The organism is Paeniglutamicibacter psychrophenolicus (genome assembly GCF_030812255.1).
GTDB lineage: Bacteria > Actinomycetota > Actinomycetes > Actinomycetales > Micrococcaceae > Paeniglutamicibacter > Paeniglutamicibacter psychrophenolicus_A.
Genome location: NZ_JAUSSH010000001.1, coordinates 588,562 through 605,308, shown reverse-complemented (window position 1 = coordinate 605,308; position 16,747 = coordinate 588,562). Strand labels below are relative to the sequence as shown.

The window sequence follows — 16,747 nt, the reverse complement described above, 5'->3', positions numbered from 1 at the left end:
ACAAAGGAACCAACCCCATGAGCAGCCCCGCACCGGATACCGCTTTGCTGGATCGCGCCGCCACCTGGGCGGACCAGGATCCCGACGCGGCCGCCGCCGCACAGCTGAGGGCCCTGTGCGCGAAAGTTGTCGCCGGGGACCGGGGCGCACACGCCGAGCTGGCGGACCGCTTCGCGGGGAACCTGGCATTCGGCACCGCGGGCCTGCGCGCGGAGCTCGGCGCCGGGCCGAACCGGATGAACTCGATGGTGGTGCGCCGCACCGCCGCCGGCATCGGACGTTTCCTGCTCGCCGCGGCCGACGGCGCCTACACTCCGCGCGCGGTCATCGGCTACGACGCGAGGCACAACTCGGACGTCTTTGCCCGCGAGTCCGCGGCGGTGCTCACCGCCGCCGGGATCCAGGTGCAGCTGCTGCCCGCCGCCCTGCCCACCCCGGTGCTGGCCTGGGCCGTGCGCGAGCTGGGCACCGAGGCCGGGATCATGGTCACCGCCAGCCACAACCCGCCGGCGGACAACGGCTACAAGGTCTACCTGGGCGGGCGCGCCGAAACCGGATGGGGCCAGGGCGCGCAGATCGTCGCGCCGGTCGATGCGCAGATCGCCGCACGGATCAACCACGACGAGCCCATGGCGGACATCGCGCTGGCCGCCGGCGGCTGGGAGGTGTTGCCCGGCGCCGGGGAGCCAGGGGACGTGGAGGGCGCGTACCTGGATGCCATCGCCTCGGTGGTGCCCCGGACCGGCGGGACGGCCAACGATGCGCTGGCGGCGGCGCGGGAAAGCCTGCGGATCGTGCTGACCCCGATGCACGGGGTCGGGGGGCACACCATGGCCCAGGCCCTGGGGCAGGCGGGGTTCTCGCGGGTGCGCCTGGTGGCCGAGCAGGCCGAGCCGGACCCGGACTTCCCCACCGTCGCCTTCCCGAACCCGGAGGAGCCCGGCGCCCTGGACCTGGCGCTTGCCCTGGCCGGGGCCACCGACGCCGACCTGGTCATCGCCAACGACCCCGATGCGGACCGCTGCGCCGCAGCGGTGAAGTTCGAGGGCACCGGCTGGCGGATGCTGCGCGGGGACGAGCTCGGCTGGCTGCTGGGCGACCGCGCCGCCGCGAACGCCGCGCCGGGCACGGTGCTGGCCAACTCCATCGTTTCCTCGCGCATGCTCGCCTCCATCGCCGCGGCCCATTCCCTGGCGCACGAGAACACGTTGACCGGGTTCAAGTGGATTTCCCGCGTGCCGCACCTGGCATTCGGCTACGAGGAGGCGCTGGGCTATTGCGTGGCCCCGGCCCTGGTGCGCGACAAGGACGGGCTCTCCGCGGCGCTGCTGCTGGCCGACTACGCCGCCGAGCTCAAGGCCGCCGGGTCCTCGCTGCCCGAGGTGCTCGATGCCCTGGCCGTGGCACACGGGCTGCACGCCACCGACCAGCTCTCGGTGCGCGTGGCGGACCTGGGGCTGCTGGACGGCATGATGGCCGCGTTGCGCTCGGCCCCGCCGGCCACCCTGGGCGGGGAAGAAGTCACCGGGTTCGAGGACCTGTCGCTGGGGGCGAACCTGCCGCCGACCGACGGGCTGCTCTTTGCCACCGCGGCCAACACCCGGGTGATCGTGCGCCCCTCGGGTACCGAGCCCAAGCTGAAGTGCTACCTTGAAACCATCACCCCCGTAGCCGGCCCCGCCGGGCTCCCGGCGGCCCGTGCCGCGGCCACCCGGGCGCTGGGGCGCATCAAGCAGGAACTTGCGGACCTGCTCCGCCGGTGACCCGCTCCCCCGCACCCCGACCTTCCTTCATCTCGACCAGGAGCCTGATACACACGCCATGAGCACCAAAGACACCTTCATCGCCTCGTACATCGACCACACCATCCTGAACGCCGATGCCACCGGCGCCGACATCGAACGCATCTGCGCCGAGGCCGCCAAGTACCGGTTCAAGTCCGTGTGCGTGAACCCGATCTGGGTTTCCACCGTGAGCGCCGCACTTGCCGGTTCCGGGGTGCTGACCTGCTCGGTGATCGGCTTCCCGTTCGGCGCGACCCCCACCGCGTCCAAGGTCTTCGAGGCCCGCGGGGCCATCGCCGACGGCGCCAACGAGATCGACATGGTCATCAACATCGCCGCGGCCAAGGCCGGGGACGAGGAGACACTGGTGGCCGACATTTCCGCCATCGCCGACGCCGTGCACGAGGGCGGAGCGATCCTGAAGGTCATCATCGAAACCTCGATGCTGACCGACGACGAAAAGATCCTGGCCTGCCGCGCCTCGGTGCGCGCGGGTGCCGACTTCGTGAAGACCTCCACGGGCTTTGGCGGCGGCGGCGCCACCCTTGAGGATGTGGCGTTGATGCGCGCAACCGTCGGCCCGGATCTGGGCGTCAAGGCCTCCGGCGGGGTCCGCTCGCTGGAAACCGCCCGTGCCATGATCGATGCCGGGGCCACGCGTCTTGGTTCCAGCTCCGGAGTTGCTATTGTGGAGGGTGAACAAGGCGACGAGGGCTACTGACCACCCACCCTCGAACGCGCATTGCAACAAGACCATTTTAGGAGAATCGCTGTGTACTCGAACGGCAAGAACGTAGCCCACTCGGGCCAGGGCCGCTTGGCCGGAAACCTCATCGCCTTCGCGGTGTTCTTCATCCTGTTCCTTGGCTGCCTCTACTCGCTGTCGTTCTGGACGCTGGAAAACGCCTGGATCCCGGGCATCTCCTGCTTCGTGCTGGCCATGCTGGCCTTCGGCATCCCGCAGCACATCCTGGGCATGTCGGACAAGAACCCGTCGAAGACAGCTTCACAGCGGGACTAGCTTTCCGCACGGTTTTCCCCGAGGAGGCCGGAGCACCATGCAGCATCAAGACCCGCGCACCACCAGGTGCACGGGTGTTGGTGCCGGCGGCGCCCCGGCCTCCTTTTTGCATGCGCCGCGCCGGTGCCGCCGGCGGGACCGGTATCGGGTGTCCCGGCAGCGTGAAGCTTCACCGCCTGATTTCTACAATTTGTAGAAAGTCACTGGTGGGCAAGGGTATGATGAATCCAACAGGGCCCTTGGGCCCCGTTGGACCAGCCTTCCCCGATTGAGGAAAAGAGCGTTTCACCATGGAAAAAACTGACCGCAGCAAGATCGTTGTCGGCATTGACGGTTCGGCGCAATCGATTTCCGCGCTGCGCTATGCTTCGTCCCTGGCAGCATCCCTGGGCCACGACCTGGTGGCCTTCTCCTCGTGGCTGCCGCGCATCGCGCTGGAGGACTACACCCCGGAGTGGGCGCCGGAGCAGGACGCCCGCGACGCGCTGGACAAGTCCATCACCGAGGCCTTCGGCGAGAACGTCCCGGCCAATCTGGAGCGCGAGGTCACCATGGGCCCGGCGGCCCCCAACCTGATCGAGGCATCCAAGGACGCGGCCATGCTGGTGCTGGGCACACGCGGCCGCGGCGGCTTCAAGGGCCTGGTCATGGGCTCGGTGTCCAGCTCGCTGGCCGCCCACGCCAAGTGCCCGGTGCTGATCCACCACGGCGAAACAGCCGCCGCCTAGGAACCGCCCCGCAGATCCGACGGGCACGGAGGCCGGGCCGGCCGCCCCACCAGGGGCTGGCCCGCCCGGCATTGGCGTGTCCGGCACTTATCAGGCCCTGGCGCGCGGCGCCTCGACCTCGAAGATGTTGGACAGCACGGACGAGACCCACTCCAGGATCTGCTCGTCCACCAGGTCCCGTCCCCCCACCGGCGAGGTCTGCGGCTTCGGGATGGTGATGGCGTTCAGCGCCGGCTTGTCGGCGGCGCCCTTGTACATCCGCGCAAGGCGCAGCTGGCGCGAGTCGGGCAGGTTCGCGATGGCCGCCGGGGCGAACTTGATCGCGTTGCCCATCATCGCCACGTCGGTCAGGCCCAGTGCCCGGGCGCGGATGCGGATCCGGGCAACCTCCAACAGGTTCACCACCGGGGCCGGCGGCTGCCCGTACCTGTCCACCAGCTCCGCCAGCACATCCTCAAGCGCCGCGAAGTCGGTCGCCGCGGCGATCTTTCGGTAGGCCTCCAGGCGCAGCCGCTCCCCGGGCACGTAGTCGTGCGGCAGGTGCGCATTGACCGGCAGCTCGATCTTCATCTCCGCGGTCTTCTCGTCGGCCTCCCCCTTGAAGTCGGCCACCGCCTCGCCGACCAGGCGCAGGTACAAGTCGAAGCCGACACCCGCGATGTGCCCGGACTGCTCCCCGCCGAGCAGGTTGCCGGCGCCGCGGATCTCCAGGTCCTTCATGGCCAGCTGGTAGCCGGAGCCGAGCTCGTTGTGCGCCGCCACGGCCTTGAGCCGTTCCAGGGCGACCTCGCCCAGCGGCTTCTCCGCGTTCCACAGGAAGTAGGCGTACGCGCGCTCGCGGCCGCGGCCCACGCGTCCGCGCAGCTGGTGCAGCTGGGACAGGCCGTAGTTGTCGGCCCTATCCACGATCAGCGTGTTGGCGTTGGAGATGTCCAGACCGGTCTCGATGATGGTGGTGGAGACCAACACGTCGAACTTCTTCTCCCAGAAGTCCTGGATGATCTTCTCCAGCCGGGACTCGCTCATCTTGCCGTGCGCCACCTCCACACGCGCCTCGGGGACCAGTTCGCGCAGCTCGGAGGCGATCTTGTCGATGGAGGAGACGCGGTTGTGGACGAAGAAGACCTGCCCGTCGCGCATCAGCTCGCGGCGGATGGCGGCGGAGATCTGCTTGTCGGTGCGCGGGCCCACGTAGGTGAGCACCGGGTGGCGCTCCTCCGGCGGCGTGGCCAGCGTGGAGGTCTCGCGGATGCCGGTCAGGGACATCTCCAGGGTGCGCGGGATCGGGGTCGCGGACATGGACAGCACATCCACGTTGGTGCGCATCTTCTTGAGCTGTTCCTTGTGCTCGACGCCGAAGCGCTGCTCCTCGTCGACCACCACCAGGCCCAGGTCCTTGAACTGCACGGTGTCCGAGAGCAGCCGGTGGGTGCCGATGACCACGTCGACGGTGCCGTTTTTCAGCCCTTCGATGATGTCCTTGGATTCCTTCGCGGTCTGGAAGCGCGAGAGCGTCTTCACGCGCACCGGGAAGCCGGAGTATCGCTCGGTGAAGGTCTGCTGGTGCTGGGAGGCCAGCAGCGTGGTGGGCACCAGCACGGCGACCTGCTTGGAGTCCTGCACGGCCTTGAACGCGGCGCGCACCGCGATCTCGGTCTTGCCGAAGCCCACGTCGCCGGAGACCAGCCGGTCCATCGGGATCTCGCGCTCCATGTCGGCCTTGACCTCGTTGATGGTGGTCAGCTGGTCGGGGGTCTCCACGTAGGCGAAGGCCTCCTCCAGCTCCGACTGCCAGGGGGTGTCGGTTCCGAAGGCGTGGCCGCGGCTGGCCATGCGGGCGGAGTAGAGCCGGATCAAGTCCCCGGCGATCTCCTTGACGGCCTTGCGCGCCTTGGACTTGGTGCTTGACCAGTCCGAGCCGCCCATCTTGGACAAGGTCGGGGCCTCCCCGCCGACGTAGCGGGTGACCTGGTCCAGCTGGTCGGTGGGGACAAAGAGCTTGTCCCCCGGTGCCCCGCGCTTGGACGGCGCATACTCCAGGACCAGGTATTCGCGCTTGGCGTCGGCCCCGCCGGCGACCTTGCGGGCTATCAGCTCCACGAACCTGGCGATGCCGTGCTGTTCGTGGACGACGAAGTCGCCCTCGGTGAGTGTGAGCGGGTCCACGGCGTTGCGGCGCTTGGCGGCAAGTCGCTTGGCCCCGCGCGGGGCGTAGGCGCTGGAGCGGCCCAGGAGGTCCGCCTCGGTGAGGAAGCCGAGCTTCAGCGAATCCAGGGCGAACCCGCGCCCGGCCTGGCCCGTGGTGATCTCGATCAGCCCGGGGGTGGGTGCCTCGTCCAGCGAATTGATGCGGTGGGTGGGGATGTCGGCGTCGTGGAAGAGCTCGGCCAGCCGTTGGGCGGGGCCGGGGCCGTCGGTGGCCACCACGATCGACCAGTCGTCCTTGATGCGCCGGGAGATGAACTCGAGCATCTCGGCCACATCCCCCTGGTAGCCGCGCGGCTCGCGGGCGTTGATGCGGATCGTGTCGGCCTCGGGCAGCAGCTCCGCGTCGGATCCCAGCGAGGTCAGCGACCACCAGGACACCGCGGCGGCCTGCGCGTGCGTGCGGGTGGCGGCCAGGGAGGTGAAGTCCCCGGCCTCAAGTTCGTCCACCGCGGCCTGCGCCTGGGCCTGGGACAGGTCAAGCGGTGCCGCCCCGCCGTCGGAGGCCGTGGCCCAGGCGGCGGCCAGGAATTCGGCGTTGGTGGCTTCCAGGTCGTGGGCCCGGGCCCGCACACGTTCGGGTTCCATGACCACGGCGATGGATTCGGCCGGCAGCACCGAGAGCAGCGGCACCATGGCATCGACCAGCAGCGGGGCCAGGGACTCCATGCCCTCCACCGCGACGCCCCCGGCGATCTTGGCGAGCATGTCGCGTGCGGCGGGCATTTGGGTTTGCAGCTTCGCGGCCCGGGACATCACCGCGGGGGTGATCAGCAGCTCGCGGCAGGGCGGGGCCTGGATCGCGGTGGGCGCTTCGCCTTCCAGCGAGCGCTGGTCGGCGATGGAGAAATAGCGCATGGCCTCGATCTCGTCCCCGAAGAAGTCGATGCGCACCGGGTGGTTGGAGGTGGGCGGGAAGACGTCGAGGATGCCGCCGCGCACGGCGAATTCACCGCGGTGCGTGACCATGTCCACCCGGGCATATGCGGCGTCGGCCAGGGCCCGGACGACGGCGGAGAACTCGTATTCGTCGCCCACCGCCAGCTCCACGGGTTCCAGCTTGCCCAGTCCCGCGACCAGCGGCTGGATGACGGCGCGGATCGGGGCGACGATGACCTGCAGGGAAGGGTCGCGGGTTTCCAGCCGGCGCAGCACGTGCAGGCGCCGGCCCACGGTGTCCGAACGCGGGGAGAGCCGTTCGTGGGGCAGGGTTTCCCAGGAGGGGAATTCCGCCACGGCGTCGGCGGGCAGGAACCCGTGCAGCCCGGCCACCAGTTCCTCGGCCTCGCGGCCGGTGGCGGTCACCGCCAGCAGCAGGCCGCCGGCGACCTTGGTGCGCAGGGCCTCGACGGCCTCGGCGGTGATGACCGCGCGCATCCCGGCGGGGGCCGCGATCTCCAGCTCGTTGGCGCGGGCAGCATAGGTCGTGGCCGCATTGGATCTGACGCGGGAAAAGGAAATGTCTTCTCGCAGGGCGGTGCGCAGGCCGTGAAGCGCCATCGACTGGGGTCCTTTCCGAAGACCGGGTACGCGCACAACACAAGTACCCGAGATCCATGCCGGGTCCCGGGGTGCGCCATTCAAGCGTACCGCCGCGCGCGCCCATGCCCGGTACGCTGGTGGGGTTGCAAGAACATTTGGTTCGGCCAATCTATTTTACGGAGTTTTGCCCCATGGCCCTTAACGCCACCACTGATTTGATCCATGCCCCCGAAGCCGTCATTGCCACGCTGGCAGACCGCGACTTCGCCGAGCACCTGACCGGTTTGGTCGGCGGCACGCTGAAGAGCTTCGAGGTCGCCGGCGACACCGCCGCGGCGTTCACCCTGACCACGGTGCGCACCCTGCCCACCGACCGGGCCCCGGAAATCGCCCGGAAGTTCGTCGGCCAGACCGTCGACGTCACCCAGGTCGAGTCCTGGTCCGCACCCGCCGCCGACGGATCGCGCCAGGCCACGCTGAAGGTCACCGTAGGTTCGCTACCGGTCTCCGTCGCCGGCACCGAGTCGCTGAAGGCCACCGATGCGGGCTCCGCACTGGGCGTGGAAGCCACCGTGTCCTCCTCCATCCCGTTCGTGGGTGGCAAGATCGCCTCGGCCGCCGAGCCGTTCATCTCCAAGGCGCTGGCGCTGCAGGGCGCCAAGGTGTCCTCCTGGATCGAACGCGTCTAGGGGTCGGACCGAACCAATCCGCCGATTTCTTCGGTGGGCTGGTTCCTTCGCCCGGGACCGGTGCGTGCGTGTCCGTTCGGGCACGTCAGGCACCGGTCCTGTCGTCTCTTACGACTTCCCCGGAGATGCAGCCGGCTGCCACGGGACACCCTGTTCTCAAGGTCATGCGGTTGCCTCGGTGTGCATCGGGACACGTTTAGGCGTTAGTGTGGTTCTTGGTGTGCCGGGAAGTCTGGTCGGCGATAACTTCAGCGTCCCCGAAATGAAAAGAAGTAGACCATGAGCCAATCCCCCACACCCACACCGAAACCCAAGACGGTTTTTGGCCCCGGCAGTTACGCCGAGTCCCTGCGCATCGGTGAGATCCTCCGCAAGGAGACCGTTGGCGGACTCGTACTGATCATCGGTGCCATCGTGGCGCTGATCTGGGCCAACTCCCCCGCATCCGACAGCTACTTTGCCCTGCGCGATTTCACCATCGGTTTCCAGGCCTTCGGTATCGACCTGAACCTCTCCCTCGGCCACTGGGCCGCAGACGGCCTGCTGGCGGTGTTCTTCTTCCTAGTCGGCTTGGAGCTGAAAAAGGAATTCGTCGCCGGGGACCTGCGCGACATGAAACGTGCCATCGTCCCGGTGACGGCGGCCTTCGGCGGAGTGCTGGTCCCGGCCCTGATCTTTGCCGCCCTGAATGCTTCCACCGGCGGGGAAACCCTGCGCGGCTGGGCCATCCCCACCGCCACCGACATCGCCTTTGCGGTTGCGGTGCTTGCGGTCATCGGGTCGAACCTGCCCTCCCCGCTTCGCATCTTCCTGCTGACGCTCGCGGTGGTCGATGACCTGATTGCCATTGTCATCATCGCCTTCGTCTTCACCGATGACTTGCGCCCGCCGTACCTCCTGATGGCGATCGCGCCCATCGGCCTCTACGCATTCCTCACGCACATGTGGCCGAGGTTCTTTGCCGCGAACCTCTGGGCACCCTGGGTCATCCTGTTGCCGCTGGGCATCGCGAGCTGGGCCCTGGTCTTCGGCTCGGGCATCCACTCGACCATTGCCGGCGTTGTCCTGGGCTTCTGTGTCCCGGTGCTGCGCAAGAACAAGCACGAAATCGACAAGCCGGGCCTGGCCGAGCAATTCGAACACCGCTTCCGCCCGCTCTCCAGCGGTTTCTGCGTCCCGGTCTTTGCGTTCTTCTCGGCCGGCGTGGCCGTCGGTGGCGCCGAGGGCTTCGCCTCGGCCCTGGGCGACCCGGTGCTCTGGGGCATTGTCTTCGGACTGGTCTTCGGCAAGCCCATTGGCATCCTGGGCGCCACCTGGCTGGTGACCCGGTCGTCGAAGGCTAACCTCGATCCCGACACCAAGTGGGGCGACCTCCTGGGCGTGACGTTCCTTGCCGGAATCGGCTTCACAGTGTCGCTGCTGGTCTCGGAACTGTCCTTCGGCCTGGCTTCGCCACACTACGACCACGCCAAGGTCGCGATCCTGACAGGTTCCCTGCTGGCAGCGATCCTCGGCACAATCTGGCTGCGGCCACGCGACCGTCGCTACCGCCTGGTGAACGAACGCGCCGCTAGGGACGAGAACAAAGACGGCATCCCGGATGTTTTCCAGGCTCCGGAGAACAACGCCTAGCCCGACTCCGCACGAACAAGGGCCGGGTTGGCGGGCCACAGGATCTCCTGCGGCCCGCCAACCCGGCCCTTTGCCATACGGGGGCGTGCGTCCTAGTCGTTGGCTGCCAACAGGGCGGCCTCCGCGGCCACCCAGGAGAGCATGGCGCACTTGACCCGGGCGGGGAACTTGGAGACCCCGGCAAAGGCCGCTCCGTCGCCCAGGACTTCTTCGTCACCGGCACGGGATCCGCGCGAGCGCATCAGCTCGCGGAACTCGTCCAGGATGACCATGAATTCATCCCGTTCGAGGCCTTCGGCCATCTCGCTGAGCACCGAGGCCGAGGCCATCGAGATCGAACACCCGTCCCCCTCCCAGGAAACGTTCTTCACGGTGCTCCCCTCAAGCTGGATGCGCAGGCGGATATGGTCACCGCACACCGGGTTGTGCTGCATCGATTCGCCGCTGGCCACGCCCTCGGGCGCCTCGACCAACCCGGCACCGTGCCGGGCCTTGGCATGGTCCAGGATGATTTGTTGGTACAGCTGGTCCAGATCGCTCATTTGCCGACTCCGAAGTATCCGCGCACATCGGACACCGCGTTGAGCAGGCGGTCGATGTCGCTGGTGGTGTTGTAAAGGTAGGTGCTGGCACGGGTACTGGAGACGACGCCCAGCGCGCGGTGCAGCGGTTGGGCACAGTGGTGCCCGACCCGCACGGCCACGCCGCGCGAGTCCAGGAACTGGCCCACGTCGTGCGGGTGCACGCCTTCGACGACGAAGGGCGCGGTGCCGATGCGGGCTGCACCGGGGGCCGGGCCCAGGACGCGCACTCCGGGGATGGATCCCAGTCCGGTGAGCATGCGCTCGCCCAGCAGTTCCTCCCAGGCGGCGATGCGGTCCATGCTGACCTCCTGCAGGTAGGAAACGGCGGTGGCCAGGGCGTGGGCCTGCGAGATCCGTTGGGTGCCGGCCTCGAAGCGCATCGGGGCGGGCAGGTACTCGGCCTTCTCCATGGTCACCGAGGTGATCATGGACCCTCCCGTGAGGAAGGGCGGCATGGCGTCCAGCAGCCCGGCGCGGCCGTACAGCCCGCCGATCCCGGTGGGGCCGAGCATCTTGTGCCCGGAGAAGGCCATGAAGTCCACGTCGAGCTTCTTGACGTCCACCGGCAGGTGCGGGACCGACTGGCAGCCGTCAAGGACGGTCAGCGCCCCGACGTTGCGGGCCAGTGCCACCAGTGCGGGGACATCGGTCACGGTGCCCAGGACGTTGGAGACATGGGTGAAGGCGAGCACCTTGGTGGCCGGGGTGATGATCTTCCCGGCCAGGTCCATGCGCAGGGCACCGGACTCATCCACGGGAATGTACTTCAGGGTGGCGCCGGTGCGCAGGGCCAGTTCCTGCCACGGGATCAGGTTCGCGTGGTGCTCGAGCTCGGTGACCACGATCTCGTCCCCGGCACCCAGGGCAAAGGCCCGGGCGGCTTCTCCCCCGAGGCCGGCGCTGGCGTTGCCGAAGGAATAGGTGATGAGGTTCAGCGCCTCGGTGGCGTTGGAGGTCCAGATGACCTCGTTGTCCTTGGCCCCGATGAAGCCGGCAACATCCGTGCGGGCCTGCTCGAAGACGTCGGTGGCCTCGACGGCCAGCGAGTGGGCCCCGCGGTGGACCGCCGCGTTGAAGTTCTCGTAGAAGTGCTGTTCGGCTTCGTATACGCAATTTGGCTTTTGCGAGGTGGCCCCGGAATCCAGGTATGTCAGCGGAACACCGTTGACGCTGCGCCCCAGGATGGGGAAGTCGGCCCGCAGTCGGGAGACCTCCACGTCATCCAGGTGCCGGGGAAGGGTATCTTGCGTCGTGGGCGAAGCACTGGACACGTTGGGATCCTCCGAAGGTTGTTCCATGCCGGATGTGCCCGCGGGTGCATCCTCGCCCGTCGGGCGGCGGTCTTCGCGGGCCGCATCTTGAATACGGCATCATTTGCTTCGCTAATTCTCCCACGTCCGGGCCCTCAAGGCATATAAGTGGACCCTTACCACTGCACCATGGGGCCCGTTCCCGGGCACAAAAAAGAGGTCGGCAGCGGGTGGGGGGTGGCCCAGTCTCGGAGGCCTCCCGCTGCCGACCCCTCGTTTTGGGGCCAAAACGGCACTAGAACAGTGTATGAGTCGCAAGATCGTTGAACAAATCGCGGAAATCACGCAAGATGTTTCACCGAACGGCTCACGTTCCTATGGCGCAATATGGAACTTGCGCTGCGCCACTTCCAGCCCGTGGTTCACCACTTCCTCCACGGCGTCCGCCGCCGTGTCGGTCAAGAACGGAAGGTCCTTCTTTTCATCCTTCGAGAAGTCCTTCAACACGTAGTCCGCGGTCTCCATGCGGCCCGGGGGCCGCCCCACGCCCACGCGCACCCGCAGGTAGTCCTTGGTGCCCAGGGCCTTGGAAATGTCGCGCAGCCCGTTGTGTCCGCCCTCGCCCCCGCCGAGCTTGAGCTTGACGGTGTCGAAGGGGATGTCAATCTCGTCGTGCACGGCAATGACGTGGGCGGGGTCGATGCCGAAGAACTTCGCCAGGTTGGCCACGGGGCCGCCCGAGAGGTTCATGTAGGTCATCGGCTTTGCCAGGACGAGACGGGGGCCGCCGATTCCCATGCGACCTTCGAGGATCTGGGCGCGGGAAGCATGCGTCTTGAACTTTCCCCCGATTCGGGAGGCGAGTTCGTCGAGGACCATTTGGCCAACATTGTGCCTGTTATGCGCGTAGCCGGGCCCGGGGTTGCCGAGCCCGGCTACAAGCCAGGTTTCTCTAGTCATGCGAGAACCAATATGAGGATGATTACTCGGCGGAAGCTGCCGACGCTGCATCCTCTTCGGACTCGACTGCTGCGGCGTCGATGGTTGCAACGACGACGTCGGCTTCGATGGCCAGTGCGGTGCCCTCCGGGAGGATCAGGTCCGAGGCGAGGACCTGGGTGCCTGCCGGCAGGCCGGCGATGTTGGCAACAACGTGCTCCGGCAGTGCAACGGCTTCTGCCTCGACGGCGATGACCGGGTGGTCAAGCGACAGGGAGGAACCGGCGGTCAGCTCGCCCTGGATGAGCACGGAAACCTCGACGACGACCTTCTCGCCCTTCTTGACGATCAGAAGGTCAAGGTGGTCAACGGTCTGGCGCAGGGCGTGGCGCTGGATGTCCTTCACCAGGGTGACGGTTTCTTCGCCGTCGACCGAGATGTTCAGCAGGGCGTTGGCGCCACGAACGGCAAGGGTGGTTGCGGCGATCGGGAGCAGAACGCGAACCGGATCGGTGCCGTGGCCGTAGATGACTGCCGGGATCTTGCCGGCGCGGCGTGCCTGGCGTGCGGCACCCTTGCCGAAGTCGGTGCGCAGTTCGCCGTCAAGCTTGATGGTGTTAGCCATGGTGTTCTCCTTGTGGAAGATGATTGATTGTTTCCTGCCCCGCTCGGGCCTAGAAGCATCATCATCCGATTCCGGTGAAGGAGAAGGACGCCAAGTGCGTTTCTAGCCTCGTCGATAACGGACCTCCACTCGCGTGAAGTTCCCTCGCCTGGGCACAAGTAAATATTTTAGCAGGAACCGGGCTCCTGACAGAAATTGGCGGCCGTCCGTCGCTCTGGACCGCAAACGGCATCGGGCCCCTGCGCCGCTCCGGGAACGGAGCAGCACAGGGGCCCGAGGACAACTTGCCGTCGCGGCAAGGGCAGTTGGTTAGGCGTCTCCGTCAAAGAGGCTGGTGACCGAGCCGTCCTCGAAGACTTCCTTGATGGCGCGGGCCAGCAGGGGTGCGATCGAAAGCACGGTCAGGGTCTCGAATCGCTTGGATTCCGGGATCGGCAGGGTGTTGGTGACCACGACCTCGCGGGCACCGGACTCGGCGAGGCGCTGCGCGGCCGGGTCGGAGAACACCGCGTGCGTGGCGGCAATGATGACGTCCTTGGCACCGGCGTCCTTGAGGACCTTCACGGCACCGGCAATGGTTCCGCCGGTGTCGATCATGTCGTCGATGAGCACGCAGGTGCGGTCCTTGACCTGGCCCACGACGGTCTTGGAGACGGCTTGGTTCGGGACGGTCAGGTCGCGGGACTTGTGCACGAAGGCCAGCGGGGCGCCGCCGAGGCGCTCGGCCCACTGCTCGGCCACGCGGACGCGTCCGGTATCCGGGGAAACCACGGTGACCGGGTCATCGCCGACCACGCCGCGGATGTAGTCTGCGAGCAGCGGGATGGCGAAGAGGTGGTCGACCGGGCCGTCGAAGAAGCCCTGGATCTGCGCGGTGTGCAGGTCAACGCTCATGATGCGGTCCGCGCCGGCGACCTTGAACATGTCGGCGACCAGGCGGGCGGAGATCGGCTCGCGGCCGCGGCCCTTCTTGTCCTGGCGTGCGTAGGGGTAGAACGGCGCCACCACGGTGATGCGCCGGGCCGAGGCGCGCTTCATGGAGTCGACCATGATCAGCTGTTCCATGAGCCAGTTGTTCAGCGGGGCCGGGTGGGCCTGGATCACGAAGATTTCCTTGCCACGGACGGATTCGCCGGAGCGGACGTAGATCTCCCCGTTGGCAAAGTCGTAGGCGCTGATCGGGAGCAGCTCGGTACCCAGCTCCGCGGCCACCTCTTCGGCAAGCTCCGGGTGGGCACGCCCGGAAGCCAGCACCAGCTTCTTATCGACGTTATAGCTTAGTTCGCTCATGGGATCGCTTTCTCGCTCAGACGGGGATCGGAAATGATGTGGAGGGTTACTTGACCTGGTCCGCGGATTCGGCGGCTGCGCCGGAATCCAGTGCGGACCTGAATGCGGCCTCCGCGGCGGCGGAACCGGGACGCTTGGTGATCGTCCAGCCCTCCGTGTTGCGTTGCGGGGCCATGGAAAGGGCAAGGGCCCCGGCCGGAACGTTCTTGCGGACGATGGCACCGGCACCGGTGTAGGCGCCGTCCCCGATGGTGACCGGGGCGACAAACACGGTGTTGGAGGCGGTGCGCACGTGCGATCCGATGACGGTGCGGTGCTTGTTGACGCCGTCGTAGTTGGCGGTGATGTTGCCGCAACCGATGTTGGTGTATTCACCGATTTCGGCATCCCCGGCATAGCCCAGGTGCGAGAGCTTGGACCCACGGCCGACCGTGATGTTCTTGGTCTCGTAGAAGGCACCGATTTTGGCGTCGGGGCCAAGGTTGGTCTTGGGCCGCAGGTAGGCGAAGGGGCCGACGGACGAGCCTTCGGCAATGGACGAGTCGGTGACGTCCGAGCGGACGATCTTGGCTCCGCGGCCGACATGCGTGTTGACCAGGGTGGTGTCCGGGCCGATGACCGCGTCGGTGCCGATCGCGGTGCTGCCGTGAAGCTGGGTCCCGGGCTTGATGGTCACGTCGTTGGACAGGGCCACGTCGACGTCGATCCAGGTGCTGTCCGGATCAATGATGCTCACCCCGGCGCGCATCCACTTTTCCAGGATGCGGCGGTTCATTTCCTTGCCGAGCGCAGCGAGCTGGACGCGGTCGTTGGCGCCCTCGACCTGCCAGGCATCCTCGGTCACGACGGCTGCGACGCGGCCCCCGGTGGACCGGGCAATGCCCAACACGTCGGTCAGGTACATTTCGCCCTGCGCGTTGTCGGTGGTGACCTCGGCCAGTGCGGAGCGCAGCACCTGCGCATCGAAGGCGTAGATGCCGGAGTTCACTTCGCGGATGGCGCGTTCGGCGTCGCTGGCATCCTTGTGCTCACGGATGCCGGTGACGGTCCCGTCCTCGGCGCGCAGGATGCGGCCGTACCCGGTGGCATCCTCAAGCAGTGCCGTGAGTACCGTGACGGCGTTGCCCTCGCAGTCGTGGGCGGCAACGAGTTCGCCGAGGAGTTCGGTGGTCAGCAGCGGGACGTCGCCGTAGGTGACCACCACGGTGCCTTCGAGCGCGGGATCCAGCTTCTCGAGGCCCTGCTGCACGGCTCGGCCGGTGCCGGGGATATCGTCCTGGTCGGCGATGATCACATCGGGCTTGATCTGCAGGAGGTGCTCAACGACGCGTTCGCGCTCAAAGCGGACTACGGCAACGAGCGTTTGGGGCTGGAGTCCCTCTGCCGCGGCCAGCGCGTGCCCCACCATGGAACGGCCACCGAGTTCGTGCAGGATCTTGGGTTTTGCCGATTTCATTCGGGTTCCCGCCCCTGCGGCAAGAACGATGACAGCGGCTGGTGCGTTGGCGTGAACGCTCAAGATTGGTACTCCCTGTACATTGGCTAGCCGGACCGGCCGGGCCAGGCCTCACCATTCTATCCCGGGAAAATTCCCGGAAATTCAATGGGTGATGTGTTCCGCCCATAGGATTCGAACCTATACTCCACAGCTCCAAAGGCTGGGGTGCTGCCATTACACCAGGGCGGAATGTGCGTTGAGCTCGCCTCACCGGCACAGTGAACTATTCTGCCACGACTGGGGCCATGGATGCGACTTGGACAAAGGCCCGTGTCAGTCCCACGGTCACAGCTTCGCGACTAGGCCCCGTTTGGACCATACCTGTGGTTACCATGATCACTATGAGCCCCACCGCACGCCCGCGCACGCGCATGACCGGAGTACAGCGCCGGTTGCAGCTGATCGACATTTCACGCCACCTCTTCTCCCTGCGAGGGGTGGACGGGACCACGATCGAGGAAATTGCCCGAGCCGCAGGCGTGTCGAAGCCCGTGGTTTATGAGCACTTCGGCTCCAAGGAAGCGCTCTACATGGAAGTGGTCACCAACGAATACCGGGAGCTGCTGCACCGGATCACGGAGTCGCTTTCCGGCGAGGAGGATTCCTCGCGCGTGCTGCTGGAAAAGGCTGCACTCGCGATGCTGACCTATATCGAGGAGTGCACGGAGGGTTTCCGCATCCTGGTGCGCGACGCCCCGCCGTCCCAGCCCGAAGGCACGTATTCCACGCTGCTGACCAAGGTGACCGAACAGGTCGAGCACATCCTGGCGGACGAATTCACCCACCGGGGGTTCAGCGCCGAGGACGGCTCGATCTACGCACAGATGCTAGTGGGCATGGTCGCCATGACGGCCCAGTGGTGGCTGGACGCCCGGCACCCCGACAAGCGCACCGTTGCCGCCCACGTGGTCAACCTCGCCTGGTACGGGCTGACCGGCCTGCGCAAGGAACCTGGCCTGCGAGAGGGACAAGCCGGACCGCAATAGCGGATTTCCCGAGCCGGCGCGCGCAGGCCCACCC

At 67.1% G+C, this 16,747-nt stretch carries 14 protein-coding genes and 1 tRNA gene; 7 read left to right on the top strand and 8 right to left on the bottom strand.

Annotated elements, in window-relative coordinates; all coding sequences use genetic code 11:
* Window positions 1-17: 17 nt before the first annotated feature.
* The 4 genes from J2T21_RS02650 to J2T21_RS02635 all read left to right on the top strand — a co-directional run bounded on the left by J2T21_RS02650 (window position 18) and on the right by J2T21_RS02635 (window position 3,533).
* Entirely contained in the window at window positions 18-1,763 is a 1,746-nt protein-coding gene (locus J2T21_RS02650) for a phospho-sugar mutase (RefSeq protein ID WP_307578151.1), read from the top strand.
* 58 nt (window positions 1,764-1,821) lie between these two features.
* On the top strand, window positions 1,822-2,505 hold the full coding sequence (deoC, locus tag J2T21_RS02645; RefSeq protein WP_307578149.1) for a deoxyribose-phosphate aldolase: 684 nt from the start codon (window positions 1,822-1,824) through the stop codon (window positions 2,503-2,505).
* A gap of 51 nt (window positions 2,506-2,556) precedes the next feature.
* Window positions 2,557-2,805, top strand: coding sequence for a hypothetical protein (locus tag J2T21_RS02640; RefSeq protein ID WP_307578146.1), 249 nt, complete (start codon window positions 2,557-2,559; stop codon window positions 2,803-2,805).
* A 290-nt stretch (window positions 2,806-3,095) separates the two neighbouring features.
* Window positions 3,096-3,533: a universal stress protein gene (locus J2T21_RS02635; protein ID WP_307578143.1), complete on the top strand. Its 438-nt coding sequence runs from the start codon at window positions 3,096-3,098 to the stop codon at window positions 3,531-3,533.
* A 90-nt stretch (window positions 3,534-3,623) separates the two neighbouring features.
* Here J2T21_RS02635 and mfd read toward each other — a convergent pair whose 3' ends face one another.
* Complete coding sequence (gene mfd / locus J2T21_RS02630; RefSeq protein ID WP_307578141.1) at window positions 3,624-7,238, bottom strand: transcription-repair coupling factor; 3,615 nt, start codon at window positions 7,236-7,238, stop codon at window positions 3,624-3,626.
* Window positions 7,239-7,411: 173 nt separating this feature from the next.
* Here mfd and J2T21_RS02625 point away from each other — a divergent pair, with 173 nt between their 5' ends.
* Both J2T21_RS02625 and nhaA read left to right on the top strand, forming a co-directional pair.
* Window positions 7,412-7,909, top strand: a complete 498-nt coding sequence (locus J2T21_RS02625) for a DUF2505 domain-containing protein (protein ID WP_071215507.1) — start codon at window positions 7,412-7,414, stop codon at window positions 7,907-7,909.
* 279 nt (window positions 7,910-8,188) lie between these two features.
* A complete protein-coding gene (gene nhaA, locus J2T21_RS02620; protein WP_307578138.1) occupies window positions 8,189-9,541 on the top strand; it encodes a Na+/H+ antiporter NhaA in 1,353 nt (450 codons plus the stop codon).
* A 92-nt stretch (window positions 9,542-9,633) separates the two neighbouring features.
* Here the strand turns inward: nhaA and sufU are convergent, their stop codons facing one another.
* The 7 genes from sufU to J2T21_RS02585 all read right to left on the bottom strand — a co-directional run bounded on the left by sufU (window position 9,634) and on the right by J2T21_RS02585 (window position 15,916).
* The gene (sufU, locus tag J2T21_RS02615; protein WP_307578136.1) at window positions 9,634-10,083 is read right to left on the bottom strand and encodes a Fe-S cluster assembly sulfur transfer protein SufU; all 450 of its coding nucleotides are present in this window, start codon (window positions 10,081-10,083) and stop codon (window positions 9,634-9,636) included.
* On the bottom strand, window positions 10,080-11,423 hold the full coding sequence (locus tag J2T21_RS02610; RefSeq protein ID WP_307578135.1) for a SufS family cysteine desulfurase: 1,344 nt from the start codon (window positions 11,421-11,423) through the stop codon (window positions 10,080-10,082). Before J2T21_RS02610 ends, sufU begins: the two co-directional genes overlap by 4 nt.
* Before the next feature lie 327 nt (window positions 11,424-11,750).
* Entirely contained in the window at window positions 11,751-12,335 is a 585-nt protein-coding gene (gene pth / locus J2T21_RS02605) for an aminoacyl-tRNA hydrolase (RefSeq protein ID WP_307578133.1), read from the bottom strand.
* Window positions 12,336-12,357: 22 nt separating this feature from the next.
* Entirely contained in the window at window positions 12,358-12,939 is a 582-nt protein-coding gene (locus J2T21_RS02600; RefSeq protein ID WP_307578131.1) for a 50S ribosomal protein L25/general stress protein Ctc, read from the bottom strand.
* A gap of 309 nt (window positions 12,940-13,248) precedes the next feature.
* The gene (locus tag J2T21_RS02595) at window positions 13,249-14,229 is read right to left on the bottom strand and encodes a ribose-phosphate diphosphokinase (protein ID WP_307578129.1); all 981 of its coding nucleotides are present in this window, start codon (window positions 14,227-14,229) and stop codon (window positions 13,249-13,251) included.
* A gap of 46 nt (window positions 14,230-14,275) precedes the next feature.
* Window positions 14,276-15,748 carry a bifunctional UDP-N-acetylglucosamine diphosphorylase/glucosamine-1-phosphate N-acetyltransferase GlmU gene (gene glmU, locus J2T21_RS02590; RefSeq protein WP_307578127.1) on the bottom strand — a complete coding sequence of 491 codons (1,473 nt, stop codon included), beginning with the start codon at window positions 15,746-15,748 and terminating at the stop codon, window positions 14,276-14,278.
* Between the two features lie 96 nt (window positions 15,749-15,844).
* Window positions 15,845-15,916, bottom strand: a tRNA-Gln gene (locus tag J2T21_RS02585).
* Between the two features lie 152 nt (window positions 15,917-16,068).
* Here J2T21_RS02585 and J2T21_RS02580 point away from each other — a divergent pair.
* A complete protein-coding gene (locus tag J2T21_RS02580; RefSeq protein WP_307578124.1) occupies window positions 16,069-16,713 on the top strand; it encodes a TetR/AcrR family transcriptional regulator in 645 nt (214 codons plus the stop codon).
* The last annotated feature ends 34 nt before the right edge of the window (window positions 16,714-16,747 follow it).